General features: G+C 67.8%; 19 protein-coding genes. 11 read left to right on the top strand and 8 right to left on the bottom strand.

Going from position 1 to position 21,604, the window contains the following annotated elements:
- The first annotated feature begins 72 nt into the window (after window positions 1-72).
- From AC3A6P_RS07765 to AC3A6P_RS07740, 6 genes are all read left to right on the top strand, one after another.
- On the top strand, window positions 73-570 hold the full coding sequence (locus AC3A6P_RS07765) for a nuclear transport factor 2 family protein (protein WP_487690414.1): 498 nt from the start codon (window positions 73-75) through the stop codon (window positions 568-570).
- A complete protein-coding gene (locus AC3A6P_RS07760; RefSeq protein WP_487690412.1) occupies window positions 567-1,283 on the top strand; it encodes an HAD-IB family hydrolase in 717 nt (238 codons plus the stop codon). Before AC3A6P_RS07765 ends, AC3A6P_RS07760 begins: the two co-directional genes overlap by 4 nt.
- Before the next feature lie 20 nt (window positions 1,284-1,303).
- A complete protein-coding gene (locus AC3A6P_RS07755; RefSeq protein ID WP_487690409.1) occupies window positions 1,304-1,780 on the top strand; it encodes an Rv1352/Rv1906c domain-containing protein in 477 nt (158 codons plus the stop codon).
- The gene (gene lipE, locus AC3A6P_RS07750) at window positions 1,780-3,015 is read left to right on the top strand and encodes a lipase LipE (protein WP_487690406.1); all 1,236 of its coding nucleotides are present in this window, start codon (window positions 1,780-1,782) and stop codon (window positions 3,013-3,015) included. The genes AC3A6P_RS07755 and lipE overlap by 1 nt, the downstream gene beginning before the upstream one ends.
- A gap of 300 nt (window positions 3,016-3,315) precedes the next feature.
- Window positions 3,316-4,509 (top strand): acyl-CoA dehydrogenase family protein, encoded by a 1,194-nt coding sequence (locus AC3A6P_RS07745; RefSeq protein ID WP_487690403.1) that lies wholly within the window; start codon window positions 3,316-3,318, stop codon window positions 4,507-4,509.
- Window positions 4,502-5,656 (top strand): acyl-CoA dehydrogenase family protein, encoded by a 1,155-nt coding sequence (locus tag AC3A6P_RS07740; RefSeq protein WP_487690400.1) that lies wholly within the window; start codon window positions 4,502-4,504, stop codon window positions 5,654-5,656. Before AC3A6P_RS07745 ends, AC3A6P_RS07740 begins: the two co-directional genes overlap by 8 nt.
- Here AC3A6P_RS07740 and AC3A6P_RS07735 read toward each other — a convergent pair.
- Both AC3A6P_RS07735 and AC3A6P_RS07730 read right to left on the bottom strand, forming a co-directional pair.
- A complete protein-coding gene (locus tag AC3A6P_RS07735) occupies window positions 5,653-6,762 on the bottom strand; it encodes an FAD-dependent oxidoreductase (RefSeq protein ID WP_487690397.1) in 1,110 nt (369 codons plus the stop codon). The genes AC3A6P_RS07740 and AC3A6P_RS07735 overlap by 4 nt on opposite strands.
- Window positions 6,759-7,652 (bottom strand): DUF1295 domain-containing protein, encoded by an 894-nt coding sequence (locus tag AC3A6P_RS07730; protein WP_487690394.1) that lies wholly within the window; start codon window positions 7,650-7,652, stop codon window positions 6,759-6,761. The genes AC3A6P_RS07735 and AC3A6P_RS07730 overlap by 4 nt, the downstream gene beginning before the upstream one ends.
- A 321-nt stretch (window positions 7,653-7,973) precedes the next feature.
- Here AC3A6P_RS07730 and AC3A6P_RS07725 point away from each other — a divergent pair, with 321 nt between their 5' ends.
- Together AC3A6P_RS07725 and AC3A6P_RS07720 are read left to right on the top strand one after the other, a co-directional pair.
- The gene (locus AC3A6P_RS07725) at window positions 7,974-9,008 is read left to right on the top strand and encodes an extracellular solute-binding protein (RefSeq protein WP_487690392.1); all 1,035 of its coding nucleotides are present in this window, start codon (window positions 7,974-7,976) and stop codon (window positions 9,006-9,008) included.
- Window positions 9,009-9,098: 90 nt separating this feature from the next.
- Window positions 9,099-9,722 carry a VTT domain-containing protein gene (locus AC3A6P_RS07720; RefSeq protein WP_487690623.1) on the top strand — a complete coding sequence of 208 codons (624 nt, stop codon included), beginning with the start codon at window positions 9,099-9,101 and terminating at the stop codon, window positions 9,720-9,722.
- Here the strand turns inward: AC3A6P_RS07720 and AC3A6P_RS07715 are convergent.
- From AC3A6P_RS07715 to AC3A6P_RS07705, 3 genes are all read right to left on the bottom strand, one after another.
- A complete protein-coding gene (locus AC3A6P_RS07715) occupies window positions 9,697-10,911 on the bottom strand; it encodes a CaiB/BaiF CoA transferase family protein (RefSeq protein WP_487690621.1) in 1,215 nt (404 codons plus the stop codon). The genes AC3A6P_RS07720 and AC3A6P_RS07715 overlap by 26 nt on opposite strands.
- Window positions 10,912-10,991: 80 nt before the next feature.
- A complete protein-coding gene (locus tag AC3A6P_RS07710) occupies window positions 10,992-12,527 on the bottom strand; it encodes a threonine/serine exporter family protein (RefSeq protein ID WP_487690389.1) in 1,536 nt (511 codons plus the stop codon).
- 55 nt (window positions 12,528-12,582) lie between these two features.
- Window positions 12,583-13,830, bottom strand: a complete 1,248-nt coding sequence (locus AC3A6P_RS07705; protein ID WP_487690386.1) for a mechanosensitive ion channel family protein — start codon at window positions 13,828-13,830, stop codon at window positions 12,583-12,585.
- A gap of 345 nt (window positions 13,831-14,175) precedes the next feature.
- Here AC3A6P_RS07705 and AC3A6P_RS07700 point away from each other — a divergent pair, with 345 nt between their 5' ends.
- A complete protein-coding gene (locus AC3A6P_RS07700; protein WP_487690384.1) occupies window positions 14,176-15,099 on the top strand; it encodes an AEC family transporter in 924 nt (307 codons plus the stop codon).
- Between the two features lie 3 nt (window positions 15,100-15,102).
- Here AC3A6P_RS07700 and AC3A6P_RS07695 read toward each other — a convergent pair whose 3' ends face one another.
- Entirely contained in the window at window positions 15,103-15,654 is a 552-nt protein-coding gene (locus tag AC3A6P_RS07695; RefSeq protein WP_487690382.1) for a DUF1697 domain-containing protein, read from the bottom strand.
- A 219-nt stretch (window positions 15,655-15,873) separates the two neighbouring features.
- Between AC3A6P_RS07695 and AC3A6P_RS07690 the strand changes: the two genes are divergently transcribed.
- Entirely contained in the window at window positions 15,874-16,461 is a 588-nt protein-coding gene (locus AC3A6P_RS07690) for a DedA family protein (RefSeq protein ID WP_487690619.1), read from the top strand.
- 9 nt (window positions 16,462-16,470) lie between these two features.
- Here AC3A6P_RS07690 and AC3A6P_RS07685 read toward each other — a convergent pair whose 3' ends face one another.
- Window positions 16,471-17,250 (bottom strand): glutaminyl-peptide cyclotransferase, encoded by a 780-nt coding sequence (locus tag AC3A6P_RS07685; protein ID WP_487690380.1) that lies wholly within the window; start codon window positions 17,248-17,250, stop codon window positions 16,471-16,473.
- A 247-nt stretch (window positions 17,251-17,497) separates the two neighbouring features.
- Here AC3A6P_RS07685 and AC3A6P_RS07680 point away from each other — a divergent pair, with 247 nt between their 5' ends.
- Window positions 17,498-17,662 carry a long chain fatty acid-CoA synthetase Faa4p gene (locus AC3A6P_RS07680; protein WP_487690617.1) on the top strand — a complete coding sequence of 55 codons (165 nt, stop codon included), beginning with the start codon at window positions 17,498-17,500 and terminating at the stop codon, window positions 17,660-17,662.
- A 6-nt stretch (window positions 17,663-17,668) separates the two neighbouring features.
- Here the strand turns inward: AC3A6P_RS07680 and hrpA are convergent, their stop codons facing one another.
- On the bottom strand, window positions 17,669-21,580 hold the full coding sequence (gene hrpA, locus AC3A6P_RS07675) for an ATP-dependent RNA helicase HrpA (RefSeq protein WP_487690377.1): 3,912 nt from the start codon (window positions 21,578-21,580) through the stop codon (window positions 17,669-17,671).
- Window positions 21,581-21,604 lie beyond the last annotated feature (24 nt).

Raw genomic sequence — 21,604 nt, 5'->3', positions numbered from 1 at the left:
GCTCGACCGTACCGCCTCCAGGACGTCGCCGAAGGTAGTCTGGCCACCTCGTCACCCGCCGGAGGTTCAGCTATGGATGCCGCGACCGCTGTGCTCGAACTCGACTCGATCAAGCAGCTCAAAGCCCGTTACTGCCGTCATCTCGACGCCAAGGACTGGCAGTCCTGGCGCACCGTGTTCGCCGATGACTTCATCAGTGACACCGCGGCCGCCGGTGGCGCGGTGATCATGGGCGCCGACGAATTCGTCGCGTTCACCAGAAAGAACATCGGCCGGCGCTCCCAACCGACCGTGCATCAGGTGCACGCCCCGGAGATCGAGCTGACGTCGGATACCACCGCGCGCGGTGTCTGGGCCCTCCACGATGTGGTGCGCCTGGCCCCCGGGGTCAATCTCAATGGATACGGCCACTATCACGAGACGTACGAGAAGCTCGACGGCCAGTGGCGGATCACGAGTTCCACCCTCACCCGGCTGCGTGAGGACATCTTCAATCCGTTCTTCTCGATACGTATCTCCGACGGTATGAGGCGTACGGGGGCGCGGTTGGCTCGCCGGCTGACCACATGACCCCCCCGGCCGGAGCCGACGCGGTCGCCGCAAGTCCTGCGGGAGCGCACATCGGCGCCTTCTTCGACGTGGACGGCACCCTGGTCGACGGTTTCACCGCGGTACCGCACGCAGGTCACCGAATCCGACGGCGCCAGGCCAGGATCGGCGAGGTTCTCGGAGTCATCGAAGCCGCGACGCGCTACCGGCTCGGCCGGATGGAGTTCGAACGCCTCGTGGTGCGCGCTGCTGGTTATCTGCGGGGCGAATCGCTGGCCGATCTCGACGTCCTGGGTTCCGATCTGTTCAACCGCCGCATCGAAGCGCGGATGTTCCCGCGGATGCGCGAAATCGTCGCGGCCCACCAGAGCCGGGGACACACCGTCACCATCCTCACCTCGGCCCTGAACATCCACATCGACGAAGTGGCCCGCTCGCTGGGCATCACCAACGTGGTGTGTAACCACTTCGCCGTCGATGACCACGGCCGGCTCACCGGCGACATCCGTAAGCCGATCATCTGGGGCACCCGCAAGGCCGAGGCGCTCGCGCGGTTCAGCGAACAGCACCAGCTGGACCTGGCCGCGAGCTACTTCTACTCCGACGGCGAGGAGGATCTCCCGTCGATGCGATTGGTGGGGAACCCCCGCCCGGTGAATCCGCGCCGGACCCTCGCCGCGGCCGCCGCCGAAGCCGGGTGGCCGGTGCTGCGCGTGACCCGGGCTCTCAGTTAGCTCGTCTATTCTTGTCTGCTGTGTGGACGAAGAGATCAGCAGCATGGGTATCGGCGCTGGCCCTTGCGGGCCTGTGCGTCGCGGGCGGAACAGCCCACGCAGAACCCGAGCCCGCACCGCCCCCGGCGCCCAAGACCTCCATCGACACCAGCGGCACCTACGCGGTGGGCACCGACATCGCGCCGGGCACCTACCAGTCCCCCGGGCCGGTCGAGGGTGATGCCTGCTACTGGAAGCGGGTGGGCGGCGACCAGATCCTCGACAACGCCATGAGCAAAAAGGCCCAGGCCGTCCAGATCGAAGCCACCGACACCGCGTTCACCACCAGCGGCTGCCAGCCGTGGCAGAAGACCGACTGTGCGCCCGGCTGCCTGCCGGTACCCGCGTCCCCGCTGGACGTGTTGGGCCAGCTCGGCCGCGTCCTCACCGGCCCCAAGACGCCACCGGCTCCGTCGGCCCCGGCCCCCGCAGAAGCGCCGTCCACCCCGACGCCGTAATGACCGCGGACGGGCGGATCGCCGTCCCGAAGGACCTCGACGCCGTCACCGCTGTCGGTGACGAGGACCGCACCGGCATCGACCCGGCTGCGCTCGAGCGCATCTGGCAGGCGGCGCGGCACTGGTACGCCGCCGGAATGCAACCGGCGATCCAGGTCTGTCTGCGCCACCGCGGCCGGGTGGTGCTCAACCGGGCGATCGGACACGCCTGGGGTAACGGCCCCACGGACCCGCCGGATGCCAGGCAGATCCCCGTCACCACCGATACGCCGTTCTGCGTGTACTCCGCGGCCAAGGCCATCACCACCACCGTGGTGCACATGCTCGTCGAGCGCGGCGAGTTCTCCCTCGACGACCGGGTCTGCGACTACCTGCCCACCTACACCAGCCACGGCAAGGACCGCACCACCATCCGTCACGTCATGACACACAGCGCCGGCGTGCCCTTCGCCACCGGTCCGCGTGTCGATCTGAAGCGGATGAACGACAGCGAGTACGCCCGCGAGATGCTCTCCCAACTCAAGCCCGTGTACCGACCCGGCTTGGTGCACATCTACCACGGGCTGACGTGGGGACCGTTGATGCGCGAGATCGTCTCGGCGGCCACCGGCCGTGACATCCGCGAGATCCTGGCGACCGAGATTCTGGACCCCCTCGGCTTCCGGTGGACCAATTACGGTGTGGCACATGACGATGTGCCACTGGTCGCACCGAGTCACGTCACCGGTAAGCCGCTGCCCGCACCGATCGCCAAGGCGTTCAAGATCGCCGTCGGCGGCACCCCACAACGCATCATCCCCTTCTCCAACACCCCGGCCTTCCTCACCAGCGTCATCCCGTCATCGAGCACGGTGTCGACAGCGTTCGAGCTGTCCCGATTCGCCGAGATCCTGGTGCGCGGCGGCGAACTCGACGGTGTGCGGGTGCTGCGACCCGAGACGCTGCGCGCCGCGACGACGGAAGCCCGCAGGCTGCGCCCGGATCTCGCCATGGGCCTGATGCCGCTGCGCTGGGGTACCGGATACATGTTGGGCTCCAAGCGGTTCGGCCCGTTCGGCCGCGACGCAGCCCAGGCGTTCGGCCACACCGGACTCACCGAGATCGCGATCTGGGCCGACCCCGAGCGTGAGCTCGCGGCCGGAGTGGTCAGCAGTGGCAAGCCCGGCCGCCATCCCGAGTCCGGCCGTTACACCGCGCTGTTGGACAGCATCGCGGCGGCCATCCCGCGCGTCTGACCCCGCCCCCCTTCTCTCTCGCTCGACCGCCACCTCTCTCTGACGCCACATATATGTGCCCAGCGACGGCCACACGGCGTGTCGCGCGGTAAACCGCATATATGTCGCCGAGGGTCGGCGATCGACCGCCACATATATGTGCCCGGCGACGGCCACACGGCGTGTCGCGCGGCAACCCACATATATGTCGCCGGGTGTGGGGCGCGAGTCGCCGGGTGTGGGGCGCGAGTTGCCGGGGCAAGCCGCTCGAACGGCCACCCCGCCCGGAGTTGACAGAAGTCAATTTTCTACAGTGGCGTGATGAGCACCACATCTGACGAGGTTCGTGTCGCCGAACTCGCTCGAGCCGTAGTGCAGGAGCACGATCCGAAATCGGTCCCCGTCCGCGAGTACCTCGGCGCCTGCTACGACGCCGGGCTGTCCTGGGTGCACTTCCCCGAGGGCATGGGCGGCCTCGGGGTCTCCCGCGGCTTACAGGCCGTCGCGGACCGGATCCTGCAGGGCGCCGGCGGGCCGGTTCCGTTGGGGCTCAACCCCATGGGCTACGGCATGGCCGCGCCCACTGTGCGTGAGCACGCGCAGACCGACGAGGTGAAGCAACGCCTGCTCCGTCCGCTGGCCACCACCGAGGACATCTGGTGCCAGCTGTTCTCCGAACCCGGGGCCGGTTCAGATCTGGCCGGGCTGGCCACCTCAGCGGTCCGCGATGGTGAAGACTGGGTGATCAACGGCCAGAAGGTCTGGACCAGCTTGGCGCACCGGGCGCGGTGGGGCCTGCTGCTGGCACGCACCGATCCCGACCTGCCCAAGCACAAGGGACTGACCTACTTCGTCATCGACATGCACTCTCCTGGCGTGGAGACCCGGCCACTGCGGCAGATGACCGGCCAGGCCGAGTTCAACGAGGTGTACTTCACCGACGCCCGGATTCCGGACACCATGCGCCTCGGCGCCGTGAACGACGGCTGGCGGGTGGCGATGACCACCCTGATGAACGAGCGCAGCGCCCTCGGCGGCAGCGGATCTCGCCGCGGAGCGGGCACCATCGCCGACGCCACCGCGCTGTGGGCGTCCCGCCCCGAACAGCAGACACCGGTGCTACGTGACCGCCTCACCCAACTGTGGCTGCGCGCCGAGGCCCAACGCCTGACCTCGGAACGGTCCCGCGCCGCGGCGACGGTCGGCGGACCGGGCCCCGAAGGATCGATCGGGAAACTGGTGGGCGCCGAGCTCAATCAGCACATCTACGAATGGTGCATGGATTTCCTTGGCGCAGAGGCAATCCTGTACCACACGTACGACCTGCTGGATGAGGACGACAACGCCGATTGGCGGGGACCGGTACAGCAGCGGTTCCTGCGCAGCCGCGCCAACACCATCGAGGGTGGCACCTCGGACGTCATGCGCAACATCCTCGGCGAGCGCGTACTGGGGCTGCCCGGCGATCTCCGCGCCGACGCCGGGATGCCCTGGAAGGAGATTCCCCGTGGCTAGTGAGTTCGTGTTCACCGACGAGCAGGAGCAGCTGCGCCGCGCGGTGCGCAAATTCTGCGCCGACAACTTCGACGAGCAGTCGGTGCGCCGTCTGATGGAGACCCACCCGCCGTTCGACGCCAAGGCCTGGCAACGGCTGGGATCGGAGCTCGGTGTGCTGGGCCTGGCGGTTCCGGAGGACGACGGCGGCGCGGGCGGCACCCTGGTCGATCAGGCCGTGGCCGTCGAGGAGCTCGGCGCAGCCCTGGCCTGCGGGCCGGTGTTCGGCACGGTGTTCCTCGCCATCCCCGCGCTTGTCGCGGCGCCGGCCTCCCCCACTCGTGACGAGCTGCTGGCCGAGCTGGTCGAGGGACGGCGCACCGCGGCAGTCGTGGTGCCCGACCATGCCGGCATGTTCCACCCGGAGTCGGTGTCCATCACCGCGACCGCGGCAGGTGACGGGTTCACCCTGACCGGGTCCGCAACCCAGGTGGTCGACGCCGGCGCAGCCGATGTCCTGCTGGTGGCGGCCGACGGCCCCGACGGCGTGGCGTTGTACGCCGTCGACGGCTCTGCCACGGAGCGCACCGACCTGGCCACCCTGGACCTGACCCGGCCGCAGGCGTCAGTGCAATTGACCGGTGCGCCGGCGAAACTCGTTGCCGGTGCCGGTGAAGCCGACCGGGTCATCAGCCATGCGCTGCACGTCGGCGCCACCCTGCTCGCGGTCGAACAGGTGGGTATCGCCGCACACCTGCTCGACCTCGCCGTCGACTACGCCAAGGCGCGGCTGCAGTTCGGTCGGCCCATCGGCTCGTTCCAGGCCGTCAAACACCGACTGGCGGACATGCTGGTGGACGCCGAGCATGCCCGCTCGACCGCCTACCACGCAGCCTGGGCGTTGACCGACGGCTCCGATGATCCGGCGCTGGCGGCGAGCATCGCGCAGTCCACCTGCTCTGCCGCGGCGGCCCGCATCGCCGCCGACACCATTCAGGTGCTGGGCGGGATCGGCTTCACCTGGGAACACCAGACCCATCTGTACTTCAAACGCGCCAGCACCGATGCGGCCCTGCTGGGTTCGGCTGAGCAGCACCGGGATCGGGTGGCCGCGATGGTGCTCGACACGGCGTCGGCAGACCGGGCGCCGCGGGTGGCGGCGGGCTAGCGCCGGATCCCGCGGTAGATTCCACGCCGGACGATCCACGGTTGCAGTACCCGATCGATGGACCACGCCGGAAAACGGAACGCGTGACCGGACGGAGCGAACACCTCCAGCCCGTCCGGTTGCACGCCGAGCACCGAACCCCACCGCCGCTTCGGCGGCGTGTAGGTGCGCAGCGGTGCACCGTCGAGTGACGCTGTGACGTTGTGCGCCAACAGTTTGTCGGCGCGGTTGCGTGCTGAGCTGCGCAGCGGATCGGTGGCCGCCACATCACCGACGGCGAACACGTCCGGATGGCCCGGCACCGACAGATCGGGTAGGACCCGGACGAAGCCGTGTTCGTCGAGCATCGTCGACGGTAGCCAGCCCGTGTTCGGCTGCACCTTCCCGACGGCCCACAGCACCGCATCGGCAGTGGCGGGCGGCTGGCCGGTGGTCCACTGCACGGGCCGGTCGGTGATCCTGTCGAACCCGAACCCGTGCGGGATCTCGGCCCGGTGTCCCGGATGCAGCACGACCCCGCGGTCGACCAGACGCCGCCGCACCGTCGTCCAGGTCTTGAGGTGGTGCGCCGGCAGCGCGCGCTCACCCGGGTAGTACAGGTGGACGGACTTGCCCGGCCATCTGCCGGCCAGATTGGCGGCGCTGCTGACCGCTGCCGCGCCGCCCCCGACGACGATCACCGACGTCGCGGCCGACAACTGGGCATGTGCCGCATGCAGATCGGCGGCGATGTCCGCACCGGACTGCACTGTGGGTCGTCGCCAGAAGCCGTTGGTGACACCCGTGGCGATGACGAGCACGTCGTAGTCGAGTCTGACGGTGGTGGCGTCGGCGACCGTCACCGTGACCGTGCGCGCGTCCGGGTCGGCGCCGGTGAGAGTGCCCTGCACGGTACGTACGTCATCCAGGCCGCGGAAACGTTCGAAGGCGATCCAGTAGTCGCGGGCCCACTCGTCGGGCCGCGCCAGACGCACACCCAGCTCTTGACCGCTGAGCAGCCCTGGCTTCACCGAGACACCCACGACGTCGGCGGTGCGGGCCAACCGGATCGCCGTCAGGACACCGGAATCGCCGAGACCGGCGACCACCACGCGTGGACGGGTCACACCCGCGCCTTCTTCGGCGGGCGCGGCACGAACCGCGGCACCCGGGTGATCACGTCGCCGTAGTGCGGCCGGCGTTCGAGACTGCGAGCCTCCATCATCGGGATGCTCGCCCCCAGGAACATGGCGAGCATCGAGGCTGCCCCGAGCACCAGCCACCACCAGTCACCCGGAGCCGCGGCGATGCCGAAGAGCGCCAGCGCGAGCCAGAACAGGAACTCGCCGAAGTAGTTCGGATGCCGCGACCAGCTCCACAGGCCGCGATCCATCACCTCACCCGGCGCGCGGTGGCGGACAAAACGATGCATCTGCACGTCTGCGACGAGTTCCAGCAGCACCGCGGCCAGGCCCAGCGTGAATGCGGCCGCGGTGAGCCACCCGATCCCGTCGCTCGGCCGCGTCACCGCGATGTACACGGGGAGCATCGCCAGAAACACCTGGAGAGTGGGGATCAGGTGGATCGCGACCAGATCGGCGACGAACTCCAGCCGGCCCGCCCGCTCCCGGAACATGGGGTAACGCCAGTCCTCGTGGTGCAGCCCGGGGAACGCGTACACCCAGTTGGCCGTCAAGCGAATGGCCCACGCCACCACCACGATGGCGACAAGCCAGCAGCGGGGATCATCGAACCCGGCCTCACCACGGAGCCACCAGTAGAACAGCAGCAAAGGTGGGACAACGCTCCAGAACGCGTCATAGAAGCTCGAGTTGCCAAAAGCGCGGGAGAACGCAAACACCACCAGTGTCGCGAGGACATCGGCGATCAACGCATCCAGCCACAGCCGCCCGGTGTCCGGACCCCACACCAGCCAGCAGACCGCCAGGACAACGGCGACGGAATAGGCGAGCACCACCCACGCCAGCGACGCCGACTTGCTCCGTGGTCTAGTCAAAGATGGCCACCGTTCCTCCGCCGCTTTGCATCGCTCCGCACTCACGCCGGCCCGCTCGGCCGACGCTCGATGCGAGCCGACGAAACGGCCGCCACGGCAGGACGATCCCGAGTGATTCTGTTGTGGCGCAACCGGGAAACGCGCAACCAGCGTGCGTCTCACGGGAGCGCCCCACCGGCACCGTCATGAGGGCGACGACCGCAGAACTGTAACACGTTCCAGTAACGGTGGGGCCCGGTTCGCCGACGTACCCGCTATGCTGTCGGCAAACAGTTGCGGATGCTTGTCCCGTTGGCGTCCCAGTCTTCACAGGATGGACCGATGACCGACACCGGCGCGCCAGCCCGACGGTGGCGGCGGCTCCTCTCCATCACCCTGCTGGCCACGCTGATCGCCGGCTGCTCCAACGCGACCTCGGGGGCCGGCTCGGAAGACGCTCCCGACGGCACCGTGTCGCTGTCCGTCCTGGCGTTCACCTCGGCCGCTCCCGGGTGGAATGCCAGCATTCCGGCCTTCGGCGCTACCGAGGCCGGCGAAGGCATCTCCGTCCGGACCACCTACGGACCGTCGGCCGAACTCGTGCAGTCGGTCCTCGACGGGGCCCAGGCCGATATCGTCTACCTGGCCGATCAACCCAATATCGATCGGCTGGTGCGGGAGGAGAAGATCTCCGCCGACTGGAACACCGGACCCCACCACGGGCAGCCGTTCGGTTCGATCTCCACTCTGGTGGTGCGTGAGGGCAACCCGCTCAACATCCAGACGTGGAACGACCTGCTTCGGCCCGGCGTCGAGGTGATGGCCGCCAATCCCGTCCTGTCCGGCTCTGGCAAGTGGGGACTGATGGCGGGGTATGCGGCCGCCAGCCGCGGCGGGCAGGACAGAGCCGCCGGCATCGACTACCTCAACAAGTTGATCCTCGAACACGTGCTCGTCGGCCCCACCACCGTCCCGGAGGCCATCGACCTGTTTCTCGCCGGCACCGGCGACGTCCTGATCGCCCCGGAGAACAGCGCCATCGACGCCGAACGGCACTCCTCCGGCGTGGAGCGCATCGTTCCTCCGCAGACCTTGAAGATCGACAACCAGGCTGCCGTCGTCAGTACCAGCGAGCATCCTGACGAAGCGGCGCGACTGGTGGACTACCTGTACACCCCTGAGGCGCAACGACTCTGGGCCGAGGCCGGCTTCCGTCCGGTACTGCCGGAGATCGCGGCGGAGTTCGCCGCGGACTTCCCGACCCCGGAGAAGTTGTGGACCATCGACGAGATCGGTAGCTGGGCGGTCCTGGACCCGCTGTTCTACGACCCGGAGAACGGCATCATCACCCGGATCTTCGATCAGGCCACCGCGTGAGCGACATTCGCCTGTAGTTTCCTCGCCGGCAATGTCGCGCAGGTAGTTTCGCAGGCTGTGACGGGTGCGGTCCTGGCGCTGCCCGAGGTCATGGACCCGATGTACTGGCTCGGTGACACGGGGCCATTCGGGTCGGCGGTCCTGCTGGGTGTCGTCGTCATCGTCTTCATCGAGACAGGGCTGCTGTTTCCGTTCCTGCCGGGGGACACCCTGTTGTTCACCGCAGGTCTGATTGCGGCCCAGCCACATTCAGCCGTCGACCTGTGGTCGGTCGGTCCGTGCGCGGCCGTCGCCGCGGTGGCGGGCGGTCAGGTCGGTTACGGGTTGGGCCGGCGTATCGGTCCGGCGTTGTTCGGCAAACCCGATGCGCGGTTCTTCAAACAGCGCTACCTGCGTGAGTCGCATCGTTTCTTCGAGCGCCACGGGGCCAAGGCCCTGGTCATCGCGCCGTTCATCGGCGTGGTGCGCACTTTCACACCCGTGGTCGCCGGTATCGCCGGGATGCGCTACCGGATGTTCCTCCTGTTCAACATCATCGGCAGCAGCTTGTGGGGCCTGGGTCTGACGACGGTCGGTTATTTCCTGGGCAACGTTGCGTTCGTCGCGCAGCACCTGGAGCTCATGGTGCTCGCCATCGCGGTGCTGTCCACCCTGCCCGTGGCCATCACGGTGGTGCGCGCGGCGGTGGTCACGCGATCGCGCCGGACTCCTTGAGCTCGGCGATCCGGTCCCAGTCGATGCCCAGTTCCATCAGCACCAGCTCCGTGTGTTCGGAGGCCTGCGGGGCGCGGGTGGTCTCCAGCGGTTCGTGGTTGAACTGGACGGGTCCGCGAACCACCTTGAACGGGGTGCCACCGTCGCCGGCTTCGACCTCGACCACCATGTCGTTGGCGATCGCCTGTTCATCACCTGCCAGGTCGACGAGGCTCTGGAAGGGCGCCCATTGGCCGCGCATCGTCCTCAGATGCTGACGCCAGTATTCGAAGGGTTTACTCCGGATCGCTTCGGCGATCAGTGCCCCACCCTCGGCGGCGTTCTCGATCAGCGGCATCACTTCGGAGAACCGGGGGTCGTCGGCGAGTTCCGGCAGGCCCAGGTGCTCGAAGGCGTCGCGGATGTAGCCGGTGGGGCTGACGATGCACAGGTTGATGGTGCCGCCGTCCGAGGTCTGGTAGTTGGCCATGAACGGATTGACGGACGGCCCTGTGGAATTCGGCATCAACGAACGCATGGTCTGACCGGTCTCCATGCCCTGCGTGACACTGGCACCGGCGGCCCACCACGCGGTGGACAACAACGACACGTCGATTTCGGTCGCCTCACCAGTGCGTTCCCGGTGGAACAGCGCCGCCGAGATGCCGCCGGCGATGTTCATCCCGCCGATGGAGTCGCCGAACGCCGGAATGCCCTGCGACAGAGCGCCGCCCAGCTCTTCCGGCGTCAGCGCATGCCCCACTCCGCTGCGCGTCCAGAACGCGGTTCCGTCGAAGCCGCCGGTGTCCCGCTCCGGACCCTTGTCACCGTAGGCGCTGCCGCGGGCGTAGATGATGTCCGGGTTCACCGCGCGGATGTGTTCGACGTCGAACCTGTTCTTCTGCCGTTGTGCGGGCAGGTAATTGGTGAGGAAGACATCTGCGGTCTTGGCGATCTCGTAGAGCACTTCCTGCCCGCCCGGGGTGGACACATCGATCCCGACGCTGCGCTTGCCGCGGTTGGGATGTTCGATCAGCGGGTGGCGGTCCGGGTCGAGCTGGAATCCGCCCATGTTGATGAATCCGCGTTGTGTGTCACCCCGGACGGGATGTTCGACCTTGATGACATCAGCTCCCCAGTCCGCGAGGATGGCGCCCGCGGCGGGTACGAACGTGAACTGTGCTACTTCCAGGACCCGGACACCTGACATCACCTTGGTCAACTCTGACCCTCCCGTTCGACTGATGGCTCTTGCCGTATGGCGAACAGTATGCCTTGCAGCAGTGGTACTCAGTCGGTGTCGTCGTCGGCCGGTTCCAGTGCCACGCTGTGCGAGCGCGTGTACCCGCTGCTCTTGGGGCGAGGAGTCTTCACCGGCCGCAGCCGCACCCCGCGGCCGACCGCGCGGCGGATTCCGGGTGGCTCCGGTCGCTGGAAGAAGCGACTGAACCGGCCGGCACCGGACCGCAGCGGCGATCCGATGAACTCCCCCATCACCACCCCGCTGCCGATCGCGAGCGCGGTGGCCCCCGCGGCCAGCATCTGGGCCAATCCGTCGTCGAAGCGTTTGTCCACCGCGAAGGCGAACACGGCCTGGAAGACGGCCAGCCCCGGGAGCAGCGGAGTGATGCCGGCGGTCGCGGTGACCAGCGCCGGTGCCCGCCGGCTGATCGACATGACGGTCGCGACCAGGCCGACGCCGACGGCGGCCATCCCGGTGGCGACCACCTGACCGAACCCGACGGCGCTGAGACCGATGACGAATGCCGATGCGAGCGCGGCCGCGAATCCGGCCGGAACGGCCGACCGCAGCGGGCCGTAGCTGGCGATGGTCAGGCAGACACCGGACAGCGCCGCCCCCGCCACCGCGACGGCGATCGGCAGGGGCTGCGAGGGGGTGACGAATGTCTGGCTGACGTCGACGTGCAACTGGATGGTCACGCCGGCGACGGTGACGACCTGCAGCGCCGCCAGGATTCCGACCACGATCCCGCCGGTCAGGAACAGCGCGTCACCCAACCGGGCCAGCGCCGTGATCATGTAACCGGTCAGTGCGTCCTGCATCGAACCGACGATCGTCATCCCCGACAACAGCACCACGATTCCGGTGGCCACCAAGGCGGCGAGACCCTGCCCGGCGAACTGCGCCACCACGACGGCGACCAGGGTTGCGATGGCCGCGCCGACGGCGTGTTGGAAGAAGAACGGCGTCTTCATCCGGTTCAGGACGCGGCCCACCCGGTCGATCAGTGCCGCGGTGACGGCCGCGACCAGGCACGTCAGCGGTGAGCCGCCCAGCAGCATCGCGATGCCGAGGGCGAAGCCCGCCCAGCTCACCGTGGCCAGCCAGCGTGGGTACGGATGGGGACGTTCGGTGAGGTCGTCCATCGCGGCGTGGGCGTCGTTGACGGTGACTCCGCCGGCGGTGATGCGCTGGATCAGCCGGTTCAGCTGGTCGAGACGGGTGTAGTCGATCGATCGGGTCCAGACCGACCGCACGATCGTCACCGGCGGACTGTCCGCTGTGGGCAGCGCCGAGACGATGATCGTGGTGAAGGTGACGTCGACGACGCAGTCGGTGAGTTGATAGGCCTGGGCGACATCCTGGGCGGTGGCGACGACGTCCGCGGTTCCTGAACCGGAGGAGAGCATCACCTCGGCGAGGCGGATGGTGAGGTCCAGGACGCTGCGGGTGTGCACATCGCCCATGCCGCCGGACGTCCGGCGGCGTTGTCCGGCCAACGGCGCCGGGTCCCGGCTGCCGTTCAGCGCCGCTTTGAGACCCCGGCTGAGGCGGATCCTTCCGCTCGATCGATCGTGCGCCATCGCCAGCAGGATACTGACGGGCGGCCCGGTCGGTGGCGGGTCAGTTGTCGGCCTGTCAGTTGTCGTCGTAACCGCGGGGCATCGCGTCGTGCCCGTTGACCCTCTCGTCGACGGCCACGCCACCACGCTCGTACTCGCGGGCCCGCTCCTCGGCTTCCCGGCTGCCGCTGAACACCCCGGCGGCGGCCTTGGGCTGACCGTTGTGACCGTTGCGGCGGGCGAGTTCCTGCGCCGGCGCCGACTGGACCTCCTCGAGCCGCTGATGCGGCAGGGCACCCCGGTTGGTGCGCTGCAGCCAGTCCACCAGTCCTTCGCGGACGAAACAGCGCAGGTCGAACAGCGCGCTGGCATTCGGGGCACTGAGCAGCATGCGGACCCGCACGACCCCGTTGATGGCGTCGGTGACCTGCAGGACGCCGGTGCGGCCGTCCCACAGATCGCTCTGCTCGAGCCGGCGCTGGAGTTCCACCCGCATGTCCTCGATCGGCACGGTGAAGTCGACGTCGAATTCGACGGTGCCCAACAGCTCGGTGGCGTTGCGGGTCCAGTTCTGGAACGGCGTGGTGGTGAAGTAGGTGGTGGGCAGCACCAGTCGACGCTGGTCCCACAGTTTCACCACGACGTAGGTGAGGGTGATCTCCTCGATACGGCCCCACTCCTCCTCGAGAACCACCACGTCACCCACGCGGATGGCGTCGGAGAACGCGATCTGCATGCCCGCGAACACCGACCCCAACGAAGTCTGCGCCGCCAGGCCGGCGACCACCGACAGCACACCGGCCGAGGCGAACAGCGTCGTGCCGATGTTGGCGAAGGCGGGGAAGGTCATCAGCGCTGCGGCCAGTCCGAGTAGCACCACGACCGCGATGACCAGCCGGCGCACGGTCGTGACCTGCGTCCGCAGCCGGCGGCGTTGCCGGTCGGCGTCGGTCATCTCCTCGTCGCCGCCGCCGAACTTGGCGATGACCCGGCGCTCGACCACTTTCACGAAGCTGGCGATCAACCAGGTGACTGCGGCGATCAGCAGGATCACCAACGTGTGGTCCACCCAGGACCGCCAGCTGGCACCGGGATCGGCGAAGCGCCGGATCGCGATGTTGGCCGCCATCACCATCAGCAGGAAACGGAACGGTGTGCGCGTGATCAGGGCGACGTCGAGGATCGACGCGCTGCGGCGGCCGAGCCGCCGCAACAGCCAGGGCACCAGCAAGCCCAACAGGTACGCGATGGCGATGGCGCCCGCCACCCAGGCGAGCGTCACGGCCAGGGATGTTGCGGATTCGAGCTCGATCTCTTCGGGCATCGTTGACTCTGCGCTCCCGTTCGAAAAATCGTGGGCGGGTTCAGGGGGTCGTCATCGACCGTACGGGACTTCCCCTGATCCCGTCACATCGAAACCCGTTGAAAACCCTTGTGGCGCCGCCTGGTTCAGCGAGTTTTGTGTTCCGCACCACATTCGGATTCGGCAGCGTCGTGGACGGTTATGCGACGGTGTCGACTGAGGTCAAGGGCATGTGTGACGCCCTGGGCCGAGAGACTCGCCACAGTCCGGGCTCGGCTCGAGGCCTGGATTTCGCGCTACCGACGCCGCGCCCCGATAATCGAGGTGTTGACGGGCCCGGGCTGACTGCCCCGGAAAGGGGTTTCAGTGCTGGCGGTGTTGGAGGCCTTCGCCGTCATCGCCGTCATCATCGCGGTGGGCATGATCGTGGGCTGGCGCGGCGTCCTCGGAGAGAACGCCCGCATGGTGCTCAACCGCGTGGCATTCCATGTCGGAGTGCCTGCGCTGCTGCTGCTGTCACTGTCCGACTCGACACCTTCGCAGGTGTTTTCGTTCCCACTGCTGGTGTCCGCGGTCACGACGTTCATCGTCTTCGCCGTCTACTTCGTCATCGCGATGGCACTGCGGCGGCGCAGCCGTGGTGATGCCACCGTCGGCGCCTGGGCCGCGTCGTGGGTCAATTCCGGCAATCTCGGCATACCGCTGAGCACCTACGTCCTGGGCAGCACCACCGAGGTGTCGGCCCTCATCGTGTTCCAGACCGTGGTGCTGGTACCGCTCGGCGTGGCGATCATCAACTCCGACGGCCGCGGCGCCTCATCGGTGAAGGCACAGGTCAAAGACCTCGTCACCAACCCGATCATCGTGGCAAGTGCCCTCGGACTGGTGATGGCCTTCACCGGGATCACTCTGCCGCGGGCCATTCACGAACCGCTGGACCTGTTGGCGGACTTGGCAATTCCCACCGTGCTGTTGGCCTTCGGCATCGCACTGGTCACCCAGCGCGGAGGTTCCGGCGAAGAGAGCCGCGTGGATCTCGTTCTGGCCGTGGTGTTCAAGGTGATCCTGATGCCGGCGCTGGCGTACGTGCTGGCCCGCTGGGTGTTCGACATGTCGGCGCACGGGATAGCGGTGGCGACGGTGCTGGCGGCGCTGCCTGCCGCTCAGAACCTGAACACCTACGCCGCGGTGTTCCAGCGCGGTGAGAAACTCGCCCGCGACGCCACCTTGATCACCACCGTGGCCTCGGTTCCGGTGATCGCTTTCATCGCCTTTGCACTCGGGCTGTAGTACTCAGCGCATCTGGTCGAGCAGCGCAACGAGTTTGACGGTGGTGGTCCAGCTGCGGATGGTCATCTGCTTGTACTCGGGCTTACCGACGATCTTGCTCATCTTGCTCTTGGTCCGTTCGGCGCCGAGCCGGGCGAAATAGACGACGCCGGGGCCGGGCCAGGCCTGGTCCACCCCGTCCCGGAGTTCGACGATTCCCATCACCTGCTCGGTGGTCAGTGGCGCTTTCAGGAACACCGCGTCGGAGTAATAGGTGTCGGGGTCCGTCCCGAAACCGGACGGTGCCTGCTTGAGCACGTTCTGCATCTGCCGGTGCGAGCGCAGCACCACCACCAGCGGGACGCCCAGACGCTTTTGCAGGGTGGCTTCGATCTCGGCTTCCAGCGCAGCGCGGGCGGCATCGGTCTCGAACAGGACATTGCCGGACTGGATGTAGGTGGAGACGTTGTGCAGACCGTGATCTTCCATCGCGGCGCGCAGATCCTTCATGCCGATGAGGTTGCGGCCCCCGACGTTGATGCCGCGCAGCAGCGCGACGTATCGCGTCATCGCCATGAGGGGACGCTACCGCTTGGCGTATTTGCTGACCAGGCCCGATCACCTGCGTTGCTAGCATGGCGCTCGCTGACCAAGGAGTGCCGCCAGGCCGGCCGAGACGATTGCCGCCCATTCGCTCGCACATTCCTCGCCCGAGAGTTCGACCGCAGAGAGGTTTGTGTTTTGCCACCAGATACCGCTGAACTCGGGGGCCTCGCCGGCTGGGCCGTGAATCTGATGGAGCGCATCGGCGGTCCGGGCGCAGGTCTGGCCATCTTCATCGAGAACCTGTTTCCTCCGGTGCCCAGCGAGGTGGTCCTGCCGATGGCGGGGTTCGCCGCGCGGCTCGGTCAACTGTCCCTGACCGAGGCGATCGTCTGGACCACCCTCGGATCGGTGCTCGGCGCCTGGGTTCTCTACGGCCTCGGCGCGTGGTTGGGTCATGAGCGCGTGCGCACGCTCGTCGCGAAGATTCCCCTGATCGACGTCGACGACATCGACAAGACCACCCAGTGGTTCGCCCGTCACGGCACCAAAGCGGTGTTCTTCGGCAGGATGGTTCCGCTGTTTCGCAGCTTCATCTCCCTGCCGGCGGGCACCGAGCGGATGAACTTCGCGGTCTTCACGCTTCTCACCTTGCTGGGCAGCCTGACATGGAACAGCGTCTTCATCGGAGCCGGCTATCTGCTGGGCGCCAACTGGCATGCCATCGAGCCCTACACCTCAGCGCTGCAATACGTGGTGCTCGCCGCGGTGGCCGGCTTCTTGGTGTGGTTCGTGGTCACCAGAGTCAGAAGACAGAAGGCCAACCCCAACGAGGCCTGAACGCGCCGGCTAGGCCCCTGGGATGCGCACCCGGAACATCGCCGGCCAGTTCTTGCCCGTCAGCAGGAACTCCTCACCGTCGATGTGGGCGATGCCGCTGAACACCTGGGCAGGCGAGCGCTCACCGAAATGCCACAGCCCCGAGGTATCGACGATCATCGTGATCGCCCCGGTCGCCGGGTCGATACGCGCCACCTCGTCGGTGGGCCAGAGACTGGCCCAGACCTGGCCGTTGACACATTCCAGCTCGTTGAGCCCGGTGACCGGCACGCCATCGCGGGTGACGGTCACGGCGCCGGTCTCGGCGAAGCTCCCCAGCTCGCGGAACTGCAACCGGCCGGTGCCGTCGCTCATGATGAAACGGCCGCCGTCACGGCACAATCCCCAGCCTTCGCCCGCCACCGGGATCTCGCGCAGCGGGGTCAACGTGGCCTTGTCCCACACGATCGCCACACCGTCCTGATAGGTGAGCTGCCAGATGGTGTCGTCGACGAGCGTGATGCCCTCGGCGAAGTAGTCGCCGGGCAGCGGGACCGCGCGGCGCACCACTCCGGTGCCGGGGTCCACCTCACGCAGTTCGGAGCGGCCGATCAGTCCGGTGGCCTCGTACAGTGTGTCGCCCTCGATCTCGAAGGCCTCGGTGTAGGCACCCGGGTCGTGCGCGATCTCGGCCAGCACCACCGGTTGCACCACCGGGATGGGGATCGGTTCGGCCCGCGCCACCGGCGTGACACCGGCCAGAAATGCTGCAGCGGCAACGAGAAAGGCGGAAGCGCGTCGCAAGGCCATGACCGCAGTTGTACCCGTTGCGCGTCGCGTACCGCACGTTCACGCACAGTTCACGGCGAGTACCTGCGCCGATTAGGTGCTGACGGCGAAACGCACTAATCTTTGCTGCGGTCTTGCGACGACAGTCGAAGCGCTCCCAGAAAGAAAACTCATGCCCATTCAGCCCACGCTCGCGCATGCGTCCGGTCTCCGCAGACGACGTGTTGCCCCGCGCGCCAGCTTCACCACAGTCGGACAGTGTTTCGACATCGAGGTCAGCCGCGACGCGTCCGGATGGGTGATCCGGGTGCCCGAGATCGACGCCGTGACCTATTCCCGCCGCCGGGCCGCGGTATCGGCAGCCGCACGCGAATGCATCGCCGCGCACACCGGCATCCCGATCGGCTACATCGCCGTCATCGTCCGGGACTGATTTCACTCAGGTGATCGCGTCGATCGCCCGGTAGATCCGTTTCTCACTGACCGGCATTGCCGTCCCCAGCTGCTGGGCCCACAGGCTGACCCGCAGCTCCTCGATCATCACGCCGATGTCCCGCACGTCTTCGGCGGCGGCGCGTACCGGCGAAAGCGCCTGCCGCAGTTCGTCGTAAGCGTCCTGCACCGCGTGAACGCGCTGCATCCGCTCCCGGTCCGCCGCGGGCGCCTGCGGCAGCCGTTCCAGGCGCCGGACGATGGCGATCAGGTACCGCGTCAGATGATTCAGCTTGGCCGCGCCCGTCCGCGCGACGAATCCCCGTGGCATCAACTCGTTCAGCTGGGCCCGGATATCGGCGACGGCCTCGGCCTGCGCCGCCGTCGGGCGCTCGGGCAGGGCGATCTGCGCGTCGTGGGCCGCGACGAGTACCTTCTGCACGCGCTTCACGATGTCGAGCGTGGTGGGCACCAAGGAGGCGGCCACCCGGTCTCGCGCTGCCGTGAAATCGGCTTTGTTCCAGACCGGTGCAGGTGTGATGACGGCGACGGCGGCGTCAGCACAATCGTCGATGAGCGCCGCCAGCGACCCGTCCGGGTTCGACCCCAGAGTCAGCCGTGCCCGCGGATCCAGGGCCCGTTCAACGTTTTTCGACGGCGACGGGACCGTCAGCCGCAACAGGCGACGGGTGCCCGGTCCCATGGCGGCCTGCTGCTCGGCCTGGGTGGCGAACACCCGCAGATCGACGGTGGCACCGTTGTCGACGAGCGCGGGGTAGCCGCGCACGGTATGCGCGCCGCCGCTGCGGGACACGCTGCGCGGGATCTCGTCGAGATCAGCCGGCCACGCGCGCAGGCCCGTTCGCTCCAATTCTCCTGCCACGGCCTTGGCCACGGCTTGGCGCACCGGGGCCGCCAACTGGGTCTGCAGCGCGTCCAGATCTTTTCCACGTGCCACCTCGGTGCCGTCGGCGCTCTCCACCGCGAACGTCACCCGAAGATGCGGCGGCAGCTTCTCGAGGTCGAAGGCGTCGATCGGCACCAGGATTCCACTGCGTCGCTTGAGTTCTCTCTGCAGACTCTCCAGCAGGGCGCCCTCGTCCGGGGACAGGTCGGCCAGTACCGCGCGGGCGGTGTCCGGTGCGGGTACGAAATTGCGGCGCAGTTCCTTGGGCAGGGAGCGGATCAACGACGTCACCAGTTCTTCACGTAGAGCCGGTACCTGCCAGGCGAATTCGTGGCCACCGAGATTGGCCAACACCTCGACGGGCACGTGGACGGTGACGCCGTCGTCGGCGGCCCCCGGCTCGAATCGGTACGTCAGCGGAAGCGAGACCTCGCCGGACCGCCAGGTGTCCGGGCGGTCGCCTGCGTCGTCGTCGCTGCGCAGCAGTTCCTCACGCGTGAAGGTCAGCAGCTCGGGGGTCTTGTGTCGTTGCTTCTTCCACCACGCATCGAAATGCCGTGCCGATAGCGCGGACTCGGGAATTCGCGCGTCGTACAGCGCGTAGATCTCGTCATCGCCCACCACGAGATCCCGTCGCCGGGCCCGCTCCTCGATCTCGGCCAACTCCTCCAGAAGCCGGGTGTTGTCGCGGAAGAAATGGTGCCGGGTCTGCCAATCGCCTTCGACGAGCGCGTGCCGGATGAACAGTTCCCGGGCCAGCACCGGGTCCACCTCGGCGTAACCCACCCGACGGCGCGGAACCAGCGGCAGTCCGAACAACGTCACCCGCTCGAAGGCCATCACGGCACCGCGTTTGGCGTCCCAGTGCGGCTCACTGTAGGTGCGCTGGACCAGGTGCGACGCGATCCGCTCCAGGGCCTCCGGCTCGATCCGCGCGGCGGTGCGGCCGTACAGCCGGCGGGTCTCCACCAGTTCGGCGACCACCACCCACCGCGGGGGCCGTTTGGTCAGCACCGAACCCGGGGCCAGGACGAAGCGGGTGTTGCGTGCTCCCAGGAAGTCTCGCGTCTCCCCCTCGCGTACACCGATGTGTGACAGCAGACCCGCGGCCAGGGCCCGGTGCACGGTGGCCGCATCGGCGGGTTCGTCGGACTCGGGGGCTTCGCGGATACCCAGGTCGCGGGCGATGCTGCGCAGCTGCCCGGTGAGGTCCTGCCATTCGCGGATCCGCAGGTAGTGCAGGAACTCCTCACGGCACATCCGCCGGAACGAACTGCCGGAGCGCTCTTTTCGCTGCTCCGACAGATATCGCCACAGGTTCAGGTAGGACATGAAGTCGGAGTGCTCGTCGGCGAACCTGGCGTGTTTCTGCCGGGCCGCCTCCTCGTGCTCGGCCGGGCGCTCGCGGGGGTCCGGTATCGACAACGCCGCCGCCAGCACCAGAACCTCGCGTACACAGCCTTCGTCGTGCGCGGCCAGGATCATCCGGCCGATGCGGGGATCCAGCGGTAGCTGAGCGAGCCTGCGCCCCACCTCGGTCAAGGTGCTCTGCCCGTCGAAGGCGCCGAGTTCCTGGAGCACTTGCACACCGTCGCGGATGCTGCGGTTGTCCGGAGGGTCCAGGAACGGGAATGCCTCGATCTCGCCGAGCTGCAGGGCGGCCATCTGCAAGATGACGGCAGCGAGGTTGGTGCGCAGGATCTCCGGGTCGGTGTAACGCGGCCGGCTCTGGAAATCCTCCTCCGAATACAGCCGGATGCACACACCGGGCGCGGTACGGCCCGACCGTCCAGAGCGTTGCGCGGCCGACGCCTGCGAGATCGGCTCGATGGGCAGCCGCTGCACTTTGGTGCGCCGGCTGTAGCGCGAGATGCGGGCGGTGCCGGGGTCGACGACGTACCGGATGCCCGGCACGGTCAGTGACGTCTCGGCGACGTTGGTGGCCAGCACGATGCGCCTGCCGGCGTGCGGTTGGAACACCTTCTGCTGCTCGGCGGTGGGCAGCCGGGCATACAACGGCAACACCTCGGTGGTGTGCCGGTTGAAACCCGGTGCACCGCGCAGCGCTTCGGCGGTGTCGCGGATCTCGCGCTCGCCGGACAGGAACACCAGGACATCACCGGGGGGCTCGGACTCGAGTTCGGCCACCGCGTCGACGATCGCCTCGGTTTGATCGCGCATCACGGTGCGCACCAGATCATGGTCGGGATCGTCGGGGTCGTCGTCGGTCTCCGGCGCTACGCCCACCTCGAGCGGCCGGTACCGGATCTCGACGGGGTAGGTGCGGCCGGACACCTCGACGATGGGTGCGTCACCGAAGTGGGCGGCGAATCGGCCGGGCTCGATGGTCGCCGAGGTGACGATCACTTTGAGGTCGGGGCGGCGGGGCAACAGCTCGCGCAGATAGCCCAGCAGGAAGTCGATGTTGAGGCTGCGTTCGTGCGCCTCGTCGAGGATCAGGGTGTCGTAACGCAGTAGGCGACGATCACGCTGGATCTCGGCGAGCAGGATGCCGTCGGTCATCAGCTTGATCAGGGTGCGGTCGCTGGCCTGGTCGGTGAACCGGACGGTGTAGCCCACCGTCTCCCCCAGTGGGCTGCCGAGTTCGTCGGCGATACGTTGAGCGACCGTGCGTGCGGCAAGCCGGCGCGGCTGGGTGTGTCCGATGGTGCCCCGGATCCCGCGGCCCAGCTCGAGGCAGATCTTGGGCAGCTGCGTGGTCTTGCCGGAACCGGTCTCCCCGGCTACCACTACCACCTGGTTGTCGCTGATCGCTGCGGCAATATCGCGACGCAGGTCACTGACGGGCAGGTCCGGGTAGGTGATCTGCGGGACGGCCGCCAGCCGGGTCGCCACCAGGGCTTCCGCCGCGGCGATCTGCTGCGCGATCGGTTCGAGCTTGGCCGGGTCATCACCCCGGAGGCTGCGCAGCCGGCGGCGCAGGCGCGCCTCGTCCCGGAAGGTCAGTGCCTCCAGCCGCTGATAGAGCTCGTTGCGGGACTTCTCGGACACTCCGGCAAGGATAGGCGGGCGTGC

The organism is Mycobacterium sp. Soil_C_30 (assembly GCF_057656995.1).
Note: the sequence above shows the minus strand (reverse complement) of the source record. Positions and strands in the feature narration are given on the sequence as shown.

Coding starts and splice junctions, on each gene's coding strand:
- AC3A6P_RS07705 (WP_487690386.1), bottom strand. CDS start 13,830: ATGCCCGAAGAGATCGAGCTCGAATCCGCAACATCCCTGGCCGTGACG.
- AC3A6P_RS07695 (WP_487690382.1), bottom strand. CDS start 15,654: ATGGCGATGACGCGATACGTCGCGCTGCTGCGCGGCATCAACGTCGGG.
- AC3A6P_RS07690 (WP_487690619.1), top strand. CDS start 15,874: ATGGAGCGCATCGGCGGTCCGGGCGCAGGTCTGGCCATCTTCATCGAG.
- AC3A6P_RS07765 (WP_487690414.1), top strand. CDS start 73: ATGGATGCCGCGACCGCTGTGCTCGAACTCGACTCGATCAAGCAGCTC.
- AC3A6P_RS07725 (WP_487690392.1), top strand. CDS start 7,974: ATGACCGACACCGGCGCGCCAGCCCGACGGTGGCGGCGGCTCCTCTCC.
- AC3A6P_RS07745 (WP_487690403.1), top strand. CDS start 3,316: ATGAGCACCACATCTGACGAGGTTCGTGTCGCCGAACTCGCTCGAGCC.
- AC3A6P_RS07685 (WP_487690380.1), bottom strand. CDS start 17,250: ATGGCCTTGCGACGCGCTTCCGCCTTTCTCGTTGCCGCTGCAGCATTT.
- AC3A6P_RS07720 (WP_487690623.1), top strand. CDS start 9,099: ATGGACCCGATGTACTGGCTCGGTGACACGGGGCCATTCGGGTCGGCG.
- AC3A6P_RS07710 (WP_487690389.1), bottom strand. CDS start 12,527: ATGGCGCACGATCGATCGAGCGGAAGGATCCGCCTCAGCCGGGGTCTC.
- AC3A6P_RS07715 (WP_487690621.1), bottom strand. CDS start 10,911: ATGTCAGGTGTCCGGGTCCTGGAAGTAGCACAGTTCACGTTCGTACCC.
- AC3A6P_RS07760 (WP_487690412.1), top strand. CDS start 567: ATGACCCCCCCGGCCGGAGCCGACGCGGTCGCCGCAAGTCCTGCGGGA.
- lipE (WP_487690406.1), top strand. CDS start 1,780: ATGACCGCGGACGGGCGGATCGCCGTCCCGAAGGACCTCGACGCCGTC.